The following is a 16,676-nucleotide window of genomic DNA, read 5'->3' on the forward strand; positions in this document are numbered from 1 at the left end:
CCCGACTTGTCTTGAGTTGACGCCGATTCCGTAGGTCACACCGAATCTGCTATCGCCTTTTGGCGCTGTAACCAGACCAGAATCGCAAACACTGCAGCGCAGATAAGCGGTACGTGTTCCTGGCCTCCACCATATCTGTAGAACGTAGGCGAAACGGCGAACGCAGCAGCGCCGTAAAGGCCGACGCATGCGATCAAAATCGGCATTCTCCGCTCGACAAGGACTAACAATCGAGCGAGCCATACAGGTGACGCGACCGCGATAACCGCGAAGGCATGCTCGAAAAAGCTAGCGCCAAGCCAGAAAGTCAGTTGACTGCCGAGATATAGCGAGGCCACAAGCCACAAAACTTCGATCAAATTGACCCAAGAAATCTTCTTCACCTGAGCAGCCCCCCCTTTTGCTCTGACCTACACAATATCAGCGCGGGATGTATTCATCCACCTCCGCCTCGGCCAGCTCCGTCACACACCCCCCGTCCTTCTTCACGCCAGATCCATTCACGGATCGTCTCCTAAGTCGTTGTTTTCGTCATCGAGCGATGAATTGAGACCGCGCTTCTTCATGTTGTCGACGTGCCGCTGATCGAGCTCGGACGAATGCGGATGCGCCGTTACGTCGGATTTTTGATACCTCTCAATCGCCGTTTCGATGGCGTCCCGATCCCGATAATCCAGCGCATCCATTGCGACGCCGACATCCACAATTTCGCTTTCGAGCCGATCAATTTTCGCAGACAGGGTAGCGATCCGATTCCGCATGACTTCCCGTGCGACGTGATATGCAGAGTCGCGCTCCAGATCGAAATCAACTTCCTCCGAACCGGCTTCCCGCCGCGGCAATCCTTCGAGCACCATCTGCTGTCCGAGCACATTCCGCGTCTCCGCTGCCAGCTTTTCATACTCGTCGACCTTCCGCTCAAGGGTCTCGCGCACCCTTCCATTATCGACCCCGACCTGATCAACGATGACAATCTCGGGTCGATCATCGCGCAGGATCAGAGCGCCCCGCGAGTCGCATTCCCACCCGGCGTGGGCGATGTCGAATGTGGTGACGATCTCGATATGCTCGCCGGGATAGCGTTCCTGGAGGTCCTCAAGTGCGCGCTTGAGCTCGGCTTCATTTGCCCATGTCATGACGCCACCTCCAGAATGAATCGGGGATCAAATCCACCATGCTCGCGCCTATACCCCCGCGGATTGCAGACCACCCTGGTGTCGCCGACGACATAATCTCGCCTCCAATGCAGATGCCCGTGCACCCATAAATCCGGTCGATATCGATCCATGACGTCACCCAGGTCGCTGGCGAAAGATCCATCTGACGGGTCCGGAAAGGCCGGGTCATCGAGGGAAAGGCGATGCGGCGCGTGATGTGTGATGACGACCGTAGGTCCTGAGAAAGGCTCCCATTTCAAGGTCTGCTCGATTGCGGAACGATGCATCCGATGCCAGTTGAGCGTGTCGTTTGGAGCCAAGGGCCGGTCGGCAATCTCGATATTTCGGTAATCGGGGATCGCGTGTTTGGCCCACACCTGCGCCGTTGCCACGTCGATGGGATCAGGAGACACGGCAGCGAAATCGGTCCACAGCGTCGCGCCGATGAAGCGCACACCTTTGCCGACGACGGACTCACCCCGACCAAGCACGGTGACGCCAAGCTCACGACAATCCCGCGTAATTGCATCGAGTGCGGCCTCTGGTTCGATACATCTGTAGAAATCGTGATTTCCCGGCACCCAAATGATGGGGGTCTTGATGCCGGCTTCGCGCTGGTGAATTAGCCACGCATACCCTTGCGAAAAGCCATCGCCGATATCACCCGCGATGACGAGCAGGTCGGCCTCCGGCGGCGGCGCAGGCAGGTCGAAATCACGGTCTTGGGCGTCGACGTGGAGGTCACTCATAATCCAAATTCTCATTGCTTACCTCCTATTCCATGCTGCCCAGATCGTGCGACGGACATCGTCTTCGAACCTGGTAAACCTTGCCGCTTCCAGCAGCTCCGACAGCGCCTCGGTCGTCGCGTCCGCAAGGACACCCTCCGCCGCCAGGCGAAGCCGATTCGTCTCCGCTTCCCGCTGCAGGCGACGGCAAAGGGCGTAGACATCAGACAGTTGCTCATGCTCCGTCATAGCTACGCCCTCCCCATAACGAGGTCGCGGGCGTCCAATGTCCCACGGATGGCGCCACGCAGAACACGGAGGGAACCGCCGTTCCAGGCGCTGCGAATGACCTCCATCTCGTCCTGGGCCAGCGGCTGATGCCACCGGGGATCGACCCCACGTTCCTTCGCGATATCGTCCAGGATCTGTCGGCTCAACGGGCCGATATGCTTCCATTCCGGGTTCGGCATCTGGATCACACGCATTCGATCCTTGAGCGGCGCTGGCACCTCATCGAGCGAGTTGGCTGTGGCAATGTGCGAGACCATGGACAAGTCGACTTCCACCTCGAGGGCGAGGTCGCGAATGCACCGCGACTGCGATGGCTCCAGCATCGGCAACAGAGCATCAAGCATCGAGCCATTATTCCGAGACGTGCCGACCTTTTCGATCTCGTCCCAGATCACGCACGGGTTCGCCGTCTTCGACCGACCAATAAGCTGCAAAGGCGCCGATGCCCGGGCGCTTGCCCACTGCGAGCTCGTTCCCATGCCGGACGCGTCGTGCACCCCCGCAAGCGAATACAGCTCCACCGGCAGCCCGATCTGCTCTGCGATCGCTCTGGCAAGACTCGACTTCCCGCTGCCCGGATCGCCGACAAGGATCGTCGGACGAATCCTCACCGGCTCCTGTGCCGCCAGGTCGCCCAGGATGGCTTCGATGACATGCTGGGCGTGGGGCCACCGACCCGTCAGAATTGTCGCGTGGCGCCATGGGTCACCCCGCGTTACCAGCGGCAGCGGTACACCTTCGACCTCCGAGAATTCCTTGCGGATTTCCTTTCGCGCACCCGACACCACCTTCGGCAAGGCTGGCACGACCAGATGCGTCGGCGGTGCCTTCTTGGGCTGGCGCTCGACCTCGGCACGGTCTTCATCGACATCGGCAAGGAGGTCGAGGACATCGCCTTCCCCGCGCTCTACGATGAGCTTCTTGAATAAGTCGATCTTCGAATCTTCGCGACCTTCACCCGATTCGAATGCTTCACATGCGGCATCGTAATCAGCCGCGATTTCGCCCAGGCGCTTGAGATCAGCGATGCCGAAATCCTGCGCGGCTTCGAGCGAGACGTCGCCACCCAAGGCGCGGTGGATCAGCCCATGAATTGTCGCCGAGCGCAGCATGCGCCCAAAAGCACCATCGCGATAATGGTGCCAATTATAGTCAAGAAGCCGATGGGCGGCAGCGTCGTCGTCAATGCAAGCGAGATAGATGTCGAGGCGCCGGACTGAGATCGGCATTGCGAGCTTGTCCATTGCATCGCGTGCGGTCTGAAGCGCAGCCAGTGATCCGTCGTCGACCGCGTGTCGAATCGCGGCTCCCAGCGCTGGATCGTTGACATCTGAATCGACATCGCTTTCCAGAAGAAAACCCTCCAGAAAGACGCGCCGGTCATGCGCAATCGAATCCCGCAAAAACGTTGCGTGGATCAAAACTTCTTCGCTGGTAGGGAGGTCGCCAGCCACGATTTCTTCGCGGCGGCGGTGCAGTTCAAAAATAGTGCGCGCGTTTGCTGCGGCTGCGCGTGCCGCCTTGTCGTCGTCCTTCATGTGTTTGGATGTTTTCAGAGCCGTGTGGGCGTCCGCGACATTGCGGTGTCGCCCCACGGTGCGCCGCCGACAGCATGAAGCCTCGACGTCCCAGGACGGCGCATAGAGCAAATTTGGCGCGAGCGGTCTAGAGGATGGATTTAGTAAAGTTAATCCGCGGTCGAGGGAAAAGGTCGCATTCGATGCAGGTCGGTATCGGATAAATTAGCTGGGGTCATTTACGCGGTATCGAGTCACAACGCCCTCACCCGCCGAGCGCGGGCGCCACCTTTGATCCAAGTCTGGCCTCGAATTCGGGGAGCGTCGTGGGTTCACCAGCTGTCAGACCGGTCACCGCGGCCTCGAGGGTGGTGAAGATGGTATCGTGGATGACGAGCCTCACCTCACCTGGTGCGGTGGTCTCATCATAGTCGACCACCACCCACACGATGTCGCAGTTTGAAATATGGTCGATCCGTTCCATATCATCCATTGCATCAAGGAAGGGCTTGTCGATCACGACGACCATCTTCTTTCCCCAGCGCCGAAGCGTGGGGACCTTGATTTGAAGCTGGGGCATCAAACGCTTCGGACCACTGCTTCGAAAGTCCGGTCGACGACCGCCCCCCGGCATAGGGACGCCGTTCCCGCTGTAGCCCCTGATGTTCGCATGATCCGCCGTCATCGTGGCGCCGCTGAAATAAACGGCCTGCATCTCGACGGCGCACCAGTTCTGCTTATTTTCCGGATCGACAAAAACCAGGTCGATCCTGCCGACATCTTCGCGGGCCTGGTCAGCGGGCGACTCGTCTTCCGAAGTCGCATCATCATCCTCGACGGACTCCTCGACCGCGGCGCGCGCTGCCTTGGATTTTGGTCGCCGAAGGAATGTGATCTCCTTGCCGAAATGGGGAGCAGACGTGCCAAGGATCGCCCGCCCAATGTGCTCGACGATGACACCGTTCTCGAGGAACCGATTAGGACAAGTCGCCGTGACGGGCCCGAAGGTCAGATCTTCCTCGGTATGTCGAGGCTCCTGAAAGTTTCGGATCGAGCAGACGCCGCCGGCCTTGTTGCAATTCAGCCGACCGCTCTTGGGGCCAAGAGCTGGCACCTGGTGAAAGAAGGGACAAGGTTGCTGGGTGTTGCGGGTCTCGAGATAAGCAACGCGCTCTGCATTGCTCAGAGAGCTGAATTTGCGCCCATACCATTCGGCGGTGCCGTACTGCTGCTTGTGCTTCTCGGGCCGTCTCGCCATGCCTTATGCCACGGCCAGCGCCTTGTCGCGCACACCGGACGCGCCGTTGGCTTCGAGCAGTGCAAGGGCAACAGCCCGCCCCATGAGCGGAGGGACAGCGTTGCCGACCTGGACATACTGCTCAGTTCGGCTGCCGTGAAATTCAAAGACGTCCGGAAAGGATTGAAGCCGCGCAGCCTCGCGCACCGAGATTGCCCGGTCCTGTTCAGGATGGATGTACGCGCCCCAATGAACGTCGCACTTCGTGAGGATGGTGCATGACAGATCGGTCTTACGGGGCCGCCCATAGCGTTTGGTATGGTCGCTCCGCTTGGCGCGCTTCATACCTTCGGGCAGTAGGTCGAATGGAATGTCACGCCACGACCCTCCGGCAGGGATGTGTTTCATCCGCTCGAGGTTCGTGGCCGAGAGCTTTGAAGCGCTATGGTTTGCCAGTCGGTTGGCTCCACGGCGCAGCTCACGCTGGAAGCCATTCGCTGGTGGAGTGCCATACAGGTCAATGCCTCGACCGTCGCCGTTCTCGAGCTTGGGGAGATCGGAGATTGCGTCCCAAATCGTGACGTATGGTTGAAGCCCAGGACCGTGTGTCGGCTCCGGGAAAACAATAGGCGCGCCGATGCGGTTGGCGATGAACACGATGCGACGGCGCTCTTGAGGCACGCCGTACTGTTCCGACTTCAGGATCTTCCAGTCGACGCTATAGCCGAGGGCGTCCATACCCTCTTTGATCTCTTGGATGATGGCGCCGTTGGCAATGGAAGTCAGGCCGCTCACATTTTCCATGACGAGCCACCGAGGCATCAGCCCTGCGACGATGCGCAAGTATTCCTTGAACAGTCCTGCGCGAGGATCGTGGACGCCGCGTTGGTGATTGTAGACCGAGTAGCCTTGGCACGGCGGTCCACCGACCAGCACGTCCAGCTCACCTTTCCGCAAACCGGTCGTGCGCAGCAGTTCTTTCACGTCGACGTTCTGAATAGGCCCGCCGATGAATTTCGCCTCGGGATGCGTGGCTGCAAACGTCTTGCCAGCAGTCTCGTCGATGTCGGAACCAGCCAGGACGTGGAAGCCAGCCTGACGAAATCCCTCGCTCAGGCCACCCGCGCCGCAGAACAGATCGATTACCGTGCCGGTGTGCGCCATTGTCATCCCTCTTCGCCCCGTCGGACCTTACATGCCGACGGTTTACGACCCGTTTACTAGGTCCTGTTTTGTTCTCGTTAGCAGATTCTCCTGGTTCTCACCAGAGTCTGTACAATCTCACCTTCTGCCCCATCGCGGGCGCGCATAGCCGAGTATAATAGCTCTAGGTCTCACGCGAACGATCGAGAACTCCACCACTAGCGAGGCCCACTGGACCCCGCACCGGACCCCCTAAAGAAAACGGGCGCCTCCGATCTATCGGAAACGCCCGGATTTCTTGGTGGGCCCGGAGGGACTCGAACCCCCAACCAGACCGTTATGAGCGGTCGGCTCTAACCAGTTGAGCTACAGGCCCACGCTTGGTTTACCTAGCGGGTCGGAGCGGCCAGGTCCATGGGGTTTTGCGTCAGTTTACCGTTTTTTCCGACATGCAGGTTAACTGCCGCAAAACGGTCTCAATGCCCCCAGAGAACTTGGGCGTTATGCGTGGGGCACAAACATTTTCAAATTACCAAAAATTGCAGGAGACACTTCATGCGCCTACCCCTGATGCTTGCACCGATTGCCACGGCTGCTTTGCTCGCGAGCCCGGCGCTTGCCGAAACGATGACACTGAATGGCACAGGAACCGTGCGCGCTGCACCGGACATGGCCACCGTCAACACGGGTGTAACCACCCACGCTGAGACCGCACGCGAAGCGCTCGATGCCAATACGGCAGCGATGGCGGAACTGGTCGCTGCCTTGCGCGAGGCCGGCCTTGAAAGCCGCGACATCCAGACGTCCGACTTCAACGTCAGCCCGCAATATGTCTATTCGGATCGCCGTGACGACAATGGCTATAATCTGCCACCTGAAATTCAGGGCTATCAGGTATCCAATACGGTCACCATTGTCGTGCGCGATCTCGAAGCGTTGGGCTCGGTGCTTGACCAGGCTGTGACCGTCGGCGCCAATACCATCAACGGCATCGTTTTCGCTGTCGATGACGTTTCAAAACTTGAAGAGGAAGCCCGCAAGCTGGCCTTTGCCGACGCCCGGGCCAAGGCCGAGACCTATGCCGATGCCGCCGGCCTGCGCCTTGGATCGATCGAATCGATCCGTGAAGGCGACATGCAGCAGCCACCGATGCCCATGTATCGTGCCCAGGCCATGGAGATGGTCGGTGACGCTGCGGTACCCGTGGAAGCTGGCGAGATGTCCTATTCAATCTCGGCAACGATTGCCTGGGAAATCGAGAACGAGAGCAACTGATTTTCAATTGCGACAAATAAGAAAAGCCGGGTTGTTCGACCCGGCTTTTTTTTTCGTTCAAATGCCCAGCGCCTGCAAGATCATGCGGCCGCCCACAACGACGAGAAAGGCAGCAAATACGATTTTTAGCAACTTTGCATCAAGCCTGTGAGCAAGCGCCACCCCGATCGGCGCCGTCAGCGTCGCAAGTCCGCCGATCAGGATGAGTGAGGGGATGTTGATAAAGCCGATGCTAAGCGGCGGTGCGCCGACAGCGCTCCAGCCAGAGATCACAAAGCCGATAACGGCCGGTACCGCCAGAATAACACCCAGCATGGAACTTGTGCCAACGGCTGTGTGAATCGGCGTTCCAAACGCCGTTAGGGTCGGTACCGTTAGCGAGCCGCCGCCAATGCCCATCAGAGCCGAGACATAGCCGATCACTGCTGCGGAAATACGGTTGACCATCGGCACACCTGCCAGCTTTTCCATGAGCCGGCGCTGCACCGGCAGGGCCATATTGAGTGCGATGAACAATGCCATGACACCGAAAATGACTTTGAGTGCCGCAGCGCTGTAGAGCCCAGCCATAAGCCCGCCGAGCAGAGACGCAGCAACAATCCAGGGCGCCCATAACTTCACGATCGTGCGGTCAACTGCCCCTCGCTTATCGTGCGAGCGCGCGCTGCGCATGCCAGTGGGTATGATGACAGCCAGCGAAGTGCCGACAGCCACATGCATGATAATATCGGGATTGTAGCCCAGCAATTGATAGGCGAACACCATGGCCGGGACCATGATGATTCCACCGCCTATACCGAGCAAACCGGCCATGATGCCCGATACGGCGCCGGTAAATGCAAGACCCAATGCGAAGGGAAGATATTGAGTAATGAGATCGGACACTAAAGACTATTCCTGAACGCTAGGACAATACGCGCAATCGGCAGGGCAGCAGATCCATTGCGACTCTTCGTGCAATCGGCGCGCGCCGCGGGACTATTGAGCACTTGGCAGGACCTGTCGAGGCCCGGTGCAGCAATAGGGCAGCACGGTCTAGGATCCTCCGAGCGCGTGGAAGACGATCTGGCGGCGGTGAGGCGCATCGCGGTGCTCGAACAGGTATACGCCCTGCCAGGTGCCGAGCATGGGCCGGCCATTGATCACCGGTATGGACACCGAAGTCTGGGTCAATGCAGCCTTGATGTGGGCGGGCATATCGTCTGGCCCTTCGGTCGTGTGAACCACCCAATCCATATTGGGCGGCACAAGCCTTGAAAAGAATGTCCTGAGGTCGGTCTGCACATCTGGATCAGCGTTTTCCTGAATGAGCAACGAGCACGACGTATGGCGGCAATACACCGTCAAAAGCCCCTCATCCACGCCACTCGATGCCATGAAACGGCCGAGCTGAGGGGTGAATTCGTACAGCCCCTGCCCGCGGGTCGTTATCTCCAGAACTTCATTCGATTGCACCATTTCACACCTCGTCTTTCCAGCACGCCGGCACCCTATCTGAAACCTGTCGGGGAACCCAAACGGGTTGATCGCGTTTTTGTGACATCTCGAGCGCCTACAGTCTTCGGTGCAGCATCGCAGAGCCCCTAGACGGATGCTGAAGTCGAATGCGCTTGAAACCTGACACCGACCGGCGGGGAACCCGCCCGCCGATGTGCAACTGAATGGAGACTGAAAATGGCTGATATTGATCGCGACTACACGGATGGCAATCGCACCGAGCGCGAGCGCATCTATGCAGTCAATTCCGGTGGAAGCGCCGGCTGGTGGATCGGTGGCGTGCTTGTTCTCGCTGTGCTGATTATTGGATTTATTGCGCTGAGCGGCGGTGAGCCTGCCCCAGTAGAAACCGCACCAGCAGCGGTTGAAACCACTGCACCAGTGACCGAGCCTGTCCCGATGACAGAAGCAGCGCCGGCCACTGAAACCGCTCCAGCGGTTGAAGCTGCTCCCGAAGCGGCTGCACCGGTCGAGGCGGCTCCTGCTGAAGCCGCTCCGGTTGAACCGGCTCCGGCCCAGTAAATTACTCTATGCGGAGCGTATCGTCCGGTACGCTCCGTTTTCGTTCAGCTTGGCGTCATTTTGACAATGTTAACGAACTCATTCGTGCGGCCGCCATTTAGCGAGCGCATCATTTGCCGGGGGGCAGAGGAGAAAATCTCATGAAGCTCAAACAACTGCTCTTGACCAGTACCGCTATGCTCATGCTCGGCACCCCTGTGGCGCCGCTTTTTGCGCAAAGCGGCAATACATCGCTCACTGTCGCCCAAGCCGCCCCGCCGGCGCTGGCTGGCGCCATTCAGACCTATCGCGAAGCCCAGGCCGCTCTGGAAGCCGCCCAAGCCGCTGGTGGCGACACCGCAGCTGCTCAGGACGCGGCAACTGCGGCGCGCGACGAACTTGGCGCGCTGTGCTCAGCGATGGGGCAGAGCGATATCGATGCTTGCATTGCCATGTTCGAAAGCGGCGAAATGACGCCAGCCGCGCCGGCGCCCGAAGCCGAGATGGCAGTCGAGGCTGAAGCCAAAGCAGCTGTAGAACCGGAAGCGCCTGCCGAGCCCGAGGCTCCAGCTGAAGAACCTGCCCCGATGGAGGCAGAAGCTGCACCAGCCGAGCCTGCTCCCGCCGAAGCTGAACCCGCACCCGCCGAGGCTGAGCCTGCCCCCGCGCCTGAAGCAACGCCCGAACCTGCTCCGGAGGTTGCCGAAGAGCCCGTTCCGGCAGAAGAGCAGGCACCAGTGCCCGCCGAAGAGTCAGCACCTGCCGAAGCGCCCGCTGCCGCTCCTGAAACTATGGACGAGGCAGAACCTGCAACACCCGAAGCGCCTGAGGCTCAACCTGAAGCCCCGGCAGAACAGCCCGTCGCCGACCCGGCATCGGCTGCACCGGCTGCGCTGGTTGAGGCCGCTGCCGTCTATGAAACAGCAATTGCCGACTTCCAGGCTTCTCTTGATGCGGGTGGAGACACCACTGCGACAGCCCAAGCCGTGAACGATGCCGAAGCCGAATTGCGCGGCATCTGTGAAGCGCTGGGACAAGCCGATCTGGACGCCTGCCTAACCGGTTTTGACATCGAACTCGACATTATCGATGTGCAGGCCGCTCTTGATGGCACCGCTGACGCACCTGTCGCTCCAGAAGGGGAAGCTGTTGTTGAGGACGAGGCGCCCCAGGAAATGGATGACGGCATCGTTCTAGACGGCGATGTTCAGGGCGAGATCGTGCCTGAAGGCACAAGTGCCGATGAAGTCGCCCCGCTTCTCGACAGCGACAAGGATGCTGCTTCGGGCGTCATGGATGACGAACAGAATGAATCCGATGTCCAGGCAGAAGGCGACGTTGACGCTGATGCTCAGTCCGAAGCTGCAGACGATCCCGCTGCCGCCCCGCAGCAGGTTGACGTAACCCAGATTCCTTCGATCGATACCGAAGAAGGCCAGGACCGTCAGGAAATTTCCATTCAGCAGATTGAGGACGCCGCAGCGGCATCTTCATCCGCAACGCTTCAGCAGGGTTCGGGCCAGCAACAGGCCGAGCAGCAGGGCGGTGTGCTCGTTGGACCGGTCCGTGAAGGTCCATCCAATGCCGAGATCATCGCCACCATCGGTCTGGCCACGGTTTTTGCGATCGGCGCCAACCAGTTCATCAACACACCTGACACCCCCCGGATCGTCTATCCCGACGATCAGCAGTATTATGTCGAGAACCTCTCGGAAGGCCGCACGCGCGAGACGATTCTGCGTGCAGATGGTAGCCGCGTCGTGACCATTCGCGATCGGTATGGCGATGTCATCCGCCGCTCGCGCATCGAACCCGATGGACGTGAAATTCTGCTCGTCTATGTTGACCCCAGCTATCGCCGTTATGACGAACAGGGCCGCTGGATCGATCCTGGCCGTCAGTTGCCGCCATTGCAGCTCAACATTCCAACCAGAGAGTATGTGCTGAATGCTTCGGCCGCAAATGAACAGCAGGTGGCGACATTCCTCAATCAGCCGCCAGTTGAAACCATCCAGCGCTACTACACGATCGATGAAGTGAAGCGGTCGTCGCGTCTGCGCGACATGGTACGCCGTCTCGAAATCGCCGATCTGACCTTTGAGACCGGTAGCGCCAACATTTCGCAAAGCGAAATCGGCACACTTTCGGCAACTGCCAACGCCATGCTGGCGTTGATCCGGCAGAACCCGGCAGAAACTTTCCTCATCGAAGGCCACACCGACGCGGTGGGTTCGGACGTTTCCAATTTGGCTCTGTCCGACCGTCGTGCCGAGGCCATAGCCTACGCGCTGACCCGTGTTTATGGCGTCCCAGCCGAAAACCTAGCAACGCAGGGTTATGGTGAGCGCTATCTCAAGGTCAATACGCAGGCCGCCGAGCGTACCAACCGTCGTGTTACGATCCGGCGTATCACGCCGCTCATCACTCCGATGAATGGCACGGCCGGGTAGACCGGCAAGTCTTTTGGAGACAACGACAAGGGCCGGGGCTAACGCTCCGGCCTTTCCCTTACCGGCTGACGCAACACTGTCCTGAGTTTTTCCGGAGCAGTTTTTCGCGGGTCGCCGAGATAGATTTCATGATGCCGGCCTACGGGAACCAATCCCAACTCGGGGATGAAGCTGTTGTGCATGCGCGCAATCACGGGGCCTTCATCGTCATACGCGCCGATATGCAATACTTGCACCGCCTTGCCCTCCGCCAGCGCTTCGACCCGCAGTCGATCAAGTGCTACTGGCCGTTTTTTAGTCCGAGCCGTTTCTATGGCGGCCACGATCATCGCCGGACCAATCCAGTCCGGTACCATGATCATCATCGTCCACTTCCATTTGTGCTTGTCGCGAGCCGCAAAGCTCTTGACGTCTCTTGCCCACCAGAGCCCTTCAAGCGGCGGAACGACATAATCTCTTTCCAACTGCGTCTTGGAGGCAGATTTGAGCGCATAGGCCACTGCGTAGAGCGTTTCGACGGCATCACGGTAACCGGACTCGATATTGGGATCGCCGCGCCCGTCTATCATCAGAAATCGCATGGTCGGCACATCGACCAGATAAAGCCCCCGGGACTTGGTCGGGCCATAGAGCGTCTTGAGCTGTTTTTTGAAATCGACCTTTTCCATCGGCGCCTCTCCCAACAACGAATACGCTACGATACGTTACGAGCTACCCTTAAAGTTTGGAAAGAATTCTTGCGCTGTTTGCCCGCAATCCCCATCTGTAAATCTCGGCAAACATCGGAGATTCTTTTTACGCAATGTTCGACATCGACAAGATCGTGACTGCTCTAAAAACGGACCCCAATATGCAACGTACGGCCGGCGCCGGCGCTGCCGGCCTTGCCGCGGGCATGCTCTTGGGAGGCGGCGGCATCAAGAAGATTGCCAAATACGGCGCACTCGCAGCAATCGGCGGCCTTGCCTATAACGCCTGGCAAAAGAGCCGGCAGGACAACACAACTGCCGAAGTGGATACGCCCCCTGAAGGTCCGTTCATGCCCGCACCGTCCGACCATATTGGTCAGGAAGAGCTGGGCAAAGCGCTCGTTCGCGCCATGATCTCAGCTGCGAAGGCCGACGGGCGGATCGACGCAGACGAGAAAGAGCTGATTTTCCAGCGGCTCGAGGACATGAACCTATCGTCTCAGGAAAAGGCATTCGTATTCGACGAACTCTCTACCCCGCTCGATATTGAGGCTGTGGTACGCAGTGCGGATACGCCTGAGCACGCTGCAGAAATCTATGCGGCGTCGCTGGTTGCCATTGATGCTGATACGGCGACTGAGCGCGCTTATCTTGACACGCTTGCCAACCGCCTCAACCTCCCCCAGGCACTGGTCAGCGAGATCCACAAGGCTGCTGCACGCTAGCGTATCGGGGAACGATTCCCCCATTGCGCACTTATTCATAGTCAATCGGAAGCGGGAGGTTGCCGTGACCTATCTCGACCCTGAACAGACCCGCCATGGCGGCGTGGGGCATGTCGTGCTGCGTGTGCTGGCAATCATTGTCGTCATTGCGTTTGGATGGTTTGCGCTCACTGTTGGCAGTCAAGATTCGACGGGACGCCCTGAAATCGTGCCCGAACCCATGGTCAATACGTCCTGACCCGTTCGTTACTTTTTGCCGCTGCGCTTGATTGAAACGATCTTGAGCGGCGGCACACCAGACTTTTCTGAAATTGCACGGTCTTGATCCATGATTGCGGTGAGCGCCGGCTCATCGCCATCAAGGCCGCCCAGCAAGCCAGCATCAACCTTGCGGTTGGACCGTTGGCTGCCATCTTCATAGACGATGTCGAAAAGCACGAACTCGGTGCGCATTGTCGGCTTTTTAGCCATGGGTATTTCCAATCTTGCAACTGAACAGGGCTGCCGCCAAGGCGACAGCCCATCATTGATGTCGGGAGTAAACCGGGATTAGTCGAACAGGAAGCGGCCCTGCTCATTGATGATCTGTCGGCCCTTGGCGAGGGTCGTCGCGATGCAATCATCTTTGTTGGCGAATTTGTCGGCCCGAATGAAGGAGTAGGTCTTGGTCTCACCCTCAACCTGCTTTTCGATAATGCCTGCGATCTGGAACTCGCCGCCGACCTTCATGAGCGTCGCCTTGATGGTGTGCCCTTCAAACTCTTCCTGACCATCCACCGCTGGCGCTGCAGTCTCTTGAGAAGTCTCACCACCGAACAGCTTCTTGAACCAGGACATTTGAACGCCTCCACATGGGTGAGGCGGCCACCGGCCGCCCCAAAAATCACTTTCTCCAACCTAGCGCGAAGTGCTTCGTTTGTCCAAGCTTGCTGACACCGCATGCGCTGGGGCCAGCAAAAACCTCTGACTGTTGATCAAGACTTAAGGTCGCCGCCACGCCAATTGCAGAGAGTGTTTCCAGACCGGTCAGGCCACCACAAAGCAGCAACGCACATGGTGCTCTGCATGCAATGACCATTCTATTATACGGCGCTTACCAGCGCTTATGCCGCAGCGGCAGCCAGCCAACGCTTCCAGTCGAAGACCATCGTCATCAAAGCCCAGTTTCCGGCAATCTCTATCCTGTTATGGTCATCGGGCAAACAGCCACGATGGCTGCTATTCACCGTCATGGTGCTGACAAGCCTTCCAGACTTTGCAAAACCACAAGTCAGTGACGCCCCTGGCGGGCAGGAAAAAGGCGGCCACTCGGGCCGCCTTTTTTTTAGTTATCCAGGAAACTGCGCAGCTTGCGGCTGCGGCTGGGGTGTTTGAGCTTGCGAAGCGCCTTGGCTTCGATCTGGCGAATACGTTCGCGGGTAACCGAGAACTGCTGGCCCACCTCTTCAAGCGTATGATCGGTGTTCATGCCAATACCGAACCGCATGCGCAGCACACGCTCTTCACGCGGGGTCAGTGAAGCCAGAACGCGAGTCGTTGTCTCACGCAAATTCGACTGAATCGCAGCGTCGATGGGCTGGATGGCGTTGGTATCGGGAATGAAATCGCCAAGGTTCGAATCTTCCTCATCACCGATCGGCGTCTCAAGCGAGATCGGTTCCTTTGCGATTTTCAGAACCTTTCGCACCTTGTCGAGCGGCATCTGCAGCTTTTCGCTGAGCTCTTCCGGAGTCGGCTCGCGGCCGATTTCATGGAGCATCTGGCGCGAGGTCCGTACAATCTTGTTGATCGTTTCGATCATGTGCACTGGAATACGGATAGTGCGCGCCTGATCGGCGATCGAACGTGTGATCGCCTGCCGGATCCACCACGTCGCATAGGTCGAGAATTTGTAGCCGCGCCGATATTCGAACTTATCGACGGCCTTCATAAGCCCGATATTGCCTTCCTGGATCAGATCGAGGAATTGCAAACCACGGTTCGTGTACTTCTTGGCGATCGAAATCACGAGACGCAGATTGGCCTCAACCATCTCCTTCTTGGCGATGGCGGCTTCACGTTCGCCCTTCTGCACCTTGGAAACGATCCGACGATATTCAGCAATATCGAGACCGGTCTCTGTAGCGAGCGTCTGGATTTCGCTGCGCAGTTCGTCGATCGTGGCGCGTTCGCGCGTAACGAAGTCGGTCCAGCCCTTTTCCGGACGATCAAAGATCTTGTCGATCCAGTCGGGATCGAGCTCAGATCCATAATATGCGTTCAGGAAGTCGTCGCGCTTGACCTTGTAGCTCTCGGCCAGACGCAACAGCCGACCCTCGTTGCGAACGAGGCGCTTGTTGATATCGTACAGCTGTTCGACAAGGCTCTCGATACGGCTTGCGTTGAGCGAGAGCGACTTGACGTCAAGGATGACCTGGTTACGCCACGCATCGAGTTCCTGAACTTCACCGGCATCCAAAGACTTGGCAGCGAGCTGATCTTCGACGTGCTGGTCCTGAACCTTACGCATGCGACCGTAAGTTTCAGCGATCCGATCGAAGGTTTCGACGACCTGGGGCTTGAGTTCAGCTTCCATAGCCGAGAGCGAGAGATTGTTCTCGTACTCGTCATCATCGTCGTCGTCGTCGGTCTGGCCGCCTTCCGATGCACCTTCCTGCGCGCCATTCTCGGACTTTTCCGAGCGATCGGAGCGTGCAGCGGGGGCCGCGGGCGCACCGCCGGCTGCAGAAGCCGGTGCGTCGTCTTCATCCTCGTCCTCGTCGTTCCCAGCGGTCGCGTCGGCCATTTTGGCGTCGGGGCCGGCATAGGTGGCTTCAAGATCGATAATGTCGCGCAGCAGAATTTCGCCTTCAGCGAGCTGATCACGCCAGATAATGATGGCCTGGAAGGTCAGCGGGCTTTCGCACAACCCGGCAATCATGGTTTCGCGACCGGCTTCGATGCGCTTTGCGATAGCGATTTCGCCTTCGCGCGACAGCAGTTCGACCGAGCCCATTTCGCGGAGATACATCCGCACCGGATCGTCGGTCCGGTCGGACCCCGACTTGGCGTTGGACGTATTGGCGACCGCTGTGGTCCCCGTCGTCGCGATCTCGCCGCCTTCTTCTTCGGTGTTGTTGTCGGCCTCGGCCTCTTCGACCTCGTCCTCATCGACAACATTGATGCCCATGTCCGAGAACATGGCCATGATGTCTTCGATCTGCTCGGACGTCACTTCTTCCGAAGGCAGAACCGCATTGATCTCTTCATAGGTCACATAGCCGCGTTTCTTGGCGGTTTTTATGAGCTTCTTGACGGCGGCATCGGAAAGATCGAGAAGCGGCCCGTCGGGGGCATCTGTCTGCGATTCCGGCTTGCTGTCGGTCTCGGTCTTGGTCTGGTTGGCTGCCTTGGTGGCCATATAGTTCGCTCTCCTGAGCCGCACCATGGTTTGCGGCACTGGTGTCATCACCCGATGATCGCACTG

17 protein-coding genes and 1 tRNA gene are annotated in these 16,676 nt (G+C 58.6%); 5 read left to right on the forward strand and 13 right to left on the reverse strand.

The features are described from left to right. Positions 1 to 35 precede the first annotated feature (35 nt). From ACN0TA_RS11415 to ACN0TA_RS11445, 7 genes are all read right to left on the reverse strand, one after another. Positions 36 to 383, reverse strand: coding sequence for a hypothetical protein (locus ACN0TA_RS11415; RefSeq protein ID WP_417582948.1), 348 nt, complete (start codon positions 381 to 383; stop codon positions 36 to 38). A 117-nt stretch (positions 384 to 500) separates the two neighbouring features. After that, positions 501 to 1,136 carry a hypothetical protein gene (locus ACN0TA_RS11420; RefSeq protein WP_417582950.1) on the reverse strand — a complete coding sequence of 212 codons (636 nt, stop codon included), beginning with the start codon at positions 1,134 to 1,136 and terminating at the stop codon, positions 501 to 503. Next, positions 1,133 to 1,921, reverse strand: coding sequence for a metallophosphoesterase (locus tag ACN0TA_RS11425; RefSeq protein WP_417582952.1), 789 nt, complete (start codon positions 1,919 to 1,921; stop codon positions 1,133 to 1,135). The genes ACN0TA_RS11420 and ACN0TA_RS11425 overlap by 4 nt, the downstream gene beginning before the upstream one ends. 215 nt (positions 1,922 to 2,136) lie before the next feature. Further along, positions 2,137 to 3,714, reverse strand: coding sequence for an AAA family ATPase (locus ACN0TA_RS11430; protein ID WP_417582954.1), 1,578 nt, complete (start codon positions 3,712 to 3,714; stop codon positions 2,137 to 2,139). 244 nt (positions 3,715 to 3,958) lie between these two features. Next, on the reverse strand, positions 3,959 to 4,951 hold the full coding sequence (locus ACN0TA_RS11435; RefSeq protein WP_417582956.1) for a NotI family restriction endonuclease: 993 nt from the start codon (positions 4,949 to 4,951) through the stop codon (positions 3,959 to 3,961). Between the two features lie 3 nt (positions 4,952 to 4,954). After that, complete coding sequence (locus tag ACN0TA_RS11440; protein WP_417582958.1) at positions 4,955 to 6,094, reverse strand: DNA cytosine methyltransferase; 1,140 nt, start codon at positions 6,092 to 6,094, stop codon at positions 4,955 to 4,957. 278 nt (positions 6,095 to 6,372) lie between these two features. After that, positions 6,373 to 6,449, reverse strand: a tRNA-Ile gene (locus tag ACN0TA_RS11445). A 179-nt stretch (positions 6,450 to 6,628) separates the two neighbouring features. Between ACN0TA_RS11445 and ACN0TA_RS11450 the strand changes: the two genes are divergently transcribed. After that, positions 6,629 to 7,348 (forward strand): SIMPL domain-containing protein, encoded by a 720-nt coding sequence (locus ACN0TA_RS11450; RefSeq protein ID WP_417582960.1) that lies wholly within the window; start codon positions 6,629 to 6,631, stop codon positions 7,346 to 7,348. 57 nt (positions 7,349 to 7,405) lie between these two features. On the opposite strand, the gene ACN0TA_RS11455 is transcribed toward ACN0TA_RS11450, so the two are convergent. Further along, complete coding sequence (locus tag ACN0TA_RS11455; protein WP_417582962.1) at positions 7,406 to 8,233, reverse strand: sulfite exporter TauE/SafE family protein; 828 nt, start codon at positions 8,231 to 8,233, stop codon at positions 7,406 to 7,408. Between the two features lie 150 nt (positions 8,234 to 8,383). Continuing rightward, complete coding sequence (locus ACN0TA_RS11460; protein ID WP_417582964.1) at positions 8,384 to 8,806, reverse strand: secondary thiamine-phosphate synthase enzyme YjbQ; 423 nt, start codon at positions 8,804 to 8,806, stop codon at positions 8,384 to 8,386. A gap of 216 nt (positions 8,807 to 9,022) precedes the next feature. Between ACN0TA_RS11460 and ACN0TA_RS11465 the strand changes: the two genes are divergently transcribed. Then, positions 9,023 to 9,367, forward strand: a complete 345-nt coding sequence (locus tag ACN0TA_RS11465) for a hypothetical protein (protein ID WP_417582966.1) — start codon at positions 9,023 to 9,025, stop codon at positions 9,365 to 9,367. Between the two features lie 140 nt (positions 9,368 to 9,507). Beyond that, the gene (locus tag ACN0TA_RS11470) at positions 9,508 to 11,796 is read left to right on the forward strand and encodes an OmpA family protein (protein WP_417582968.1); all 2,289 of its coding nucleotides are present in this window, start codon (positions 9,508 to 9,510) and stop codon (positions 11,794 to 11,796) included. Between the two features lie 38 nt (positions 11,797 to 11,834). Here the strand turns inward: ACN0TA_RS11470 and ACN0TA_RS11475 are convergent, their stop codons facing one another. Beyond that, complete coding sequence (locus ACN0TA_RS11475) at positions 11,835 to 12,464, reverse strand: GyrI-like domain-containing protein (RefSeq protein ID WP_417582970.1); 630 nt, start codon at positions 12,462 to 12,464, stop codon at positions 11,835 to 11,837. A 134-nt stretch (positions 12,465 to 12,598) separates the two neighbouring features. Here ACN0TA_RS11475 and ACN0TA_RS11480 point away from each other — a divergent pair, with 134 nt between their 5' ends. After that, positions 12,599 to 13,210: a tellurite resistance TerB family protein gene (locus ACN0TA_RS11480; protein ID WP_417582972.1), complete on the forward strand. Its 612-nt coding sequence runs from the start codon at positions 12,599 to 12,601 to the stop codon at positions 13,208 to 13,210. 64 nt (positions 13,211 to 13,274) lie between these two features. Further along, the gene (locus ACN0TA_RS11485) at positions 13,275 to 13,448 is read left to right on the forward strand and encodes a hypothetical protein (protein WP_417582974.1); all 174 of its coding nucleotides are present in this window, start codon (positions 13,275 to 13,277) and stop codon (positions 13,446 to 13,448) included. An 8-nt stretch (positions 13,449 to 13,456) separates the two neighbouring features. Here the strand turns inward: ACN0TA_RS11485 and ACN0TA_RS11490 are convergent, their stop codons facing one another. The 3 genes from ACN0TA_RS11490 to rpoD all read right to left on the reverse strand — a co-directional run bounded on the left by ACN0TA_RS11490 (position 13,457) and on the right by rpoD (position 16,610). Then, a complete protein-coding gene (locus ACN0TA_RS11490) occupies positions 13,457 to 13,681 on the reverse strand; it encodes a hypothetical protein (protein ID WP_417582976.1) in 225 nt (74 codons plus the stop codon). A 78-nt stretch (positions 13,682 to 13,759) separates the two neighbouring features. Then, a complete protein-coding gene (locus tag ACN0TA_RS11495; RefSeq protein ID WP_417582978.1) occupies positions 13,760 to 14,047 on the reverse strand; it encodes an HlyU family transcriptional regulator in 288 nt (95 codons plus the stop codon). A gap of 487 nt (positions 14,048 to 14,534) precedes the next feature. Continuing rightward, entirely contained in the window at positions 14,535 to 16,610 is a 2,076-nt protein-coding gene (gene rpoD / locus ACN0TA_RS11500; protein ID WP_417582980.1) for an RNA polymerase sigma factor RpoD, read from the reverse strand. Between the last annotated feature and the right edge of the window lie 66 nt (positions 16,611 to 16,676).

It is taken from the genome of Pelagibacterium sp., from assembly GCF_048264985.1.
Lineage (GTDB): Bacteria > Pseudomonadota > Alphaproteobacteria > Rhizobiales > Devosiaceae > Pelagibacterium.

Coding starts and splice junctions, on each gene's coding strand:
- ACN0TA_RS11420 (WP_417582950.1), bottom strand. CDS start 1,136: ATGACATGGGCAAATGAAGCCGAGCTCAAGCGCGCACTTGAGGACCTC.
- ACN0TA_RS11425 (WP_417582952.1), bottom strand. CDS start 1,921: ATGAGAATTTGGATTATGAGTGACCTCCACGTCGACGCCCAAGACCGT.
- ACN0TA_RS11430 (WP_417582954.1), bottom strand. CDS start 3,714: ATGAAGGACGACGACAAGGCGGCACGCGCAGCCGCAGCAAACGCGCGC.
- ACN0TA_RS11435 (WP_417582956.1), bottom strand. CDS start 4,951: ATGGCGAGACGGCCCGAGAAGCACAAGCAGCAGTACGGCACCGCCGAA.
- ACN0TA_RS11440 (WP_417582958.1), bottom strand. CDS start 6,094: ATGGCGCACACCGGCACGGTAATCGATCTGTTCTGCGGCGCGGGTGGC.
- ACN0TA_RS11450 (WP_417582960.1), top strand. CDS start 6,629: ATGCGCCTACCCCTGATGCTTGCACCGATTGCCACGGCTGCTTTGCTC.
- ACN0TA_RS11460 (WP_417582964.1), bottom strand. CDS start 8,806: ATGGTGCAATCGAATGAAGTTCTGGAGATAACGACCCGCGGGCAGGGG.
- ACN0TA_RS11465 (WP_417582966.1), top strand. CDS start 9,023: ATGGCTGATATTGATCGCGACTACACGGATGGCAATCGCACCGAGCGC.
- ACN0TA_RS11470 (WP_417582968.1), top strand. CDS start 9,508: ATGAAGCTCAAACAACTGCTCTTGACCAGTACCGCTATGCTCATGCTC.
- ACN0TA_RS11475 (WP_417582970.1), bottom strand. CDS start 12,464: ATGGAAAAGGTCGATTTCAAAAAACAGCTCAAGACGCTCTATGGCCCG.
- ACN0TA_RS11480 (WP_417582972.1), top strand. CDS start 12,599: ATGTTCGACATCGACAAGATCGTGACTGCTCTAAAAACGGACCCCAAT.
- ACN0TA_RS11490 (WP_417582976.1), bottom strand. CDS start 13,681: ATGGCTAAAAAGCCGACAATGCGCACCGAGTTCGTGCTTTTCGACATC.
- ACN0TA_RS11495 (WP_417582978.1), bottom strand. CDS start 14,047: ATGTCCTGGTTCAAGAAGCTGTTCGGTGGTGAGACTTCTCAAGAGACT.
- rpoD (WP_417582980.1), bottom strand. CDS start 16,610: ATGGCCACCAAGGCAGCCAACCAGACCAAGACCGAGACCGACAGCAAG.